Genomic DNA, 255 nt, shown 5'->3' on the forward strand with positions numbered 1-255 from the left:
CTCTTGATGCTTATAAACTACATCTTGAACAATTAATTGAAGAGTTTGATCTAGCAACTGCGCAACTTGAGCGAGTTGAAAAGGAAGTCACTGACGTCCTTAAACGAATTCCTTTCGCGAGAAAGTTACTTGCTATTAAAGGGATTAGCGAGATTGCCCTTGCAGGCATTTTAGGAGAGTCAGGAGATCTAAGTGGATTCGCACACGGTAATTCTTTATTGCGTCATGCTGGATTACATCTTGCAGAGGCTAGTT

Annotated in this window: 1 protein-coding gene; it reads left to right on the plus strand. The window is 41.2% G+C overall.

The window, feature by feature from the left end; translation table 11 throughout:
* A partial coding sequence (locus KW850_RS34645; RefSeq protein ID WP_218351745.1) for a transposase occupies positions 1 to 255 on the plus strand: 255 nt, incomplete at both ends.

This window comes from Bacillus sp. sid0103 (assembly GCF_019219025.1).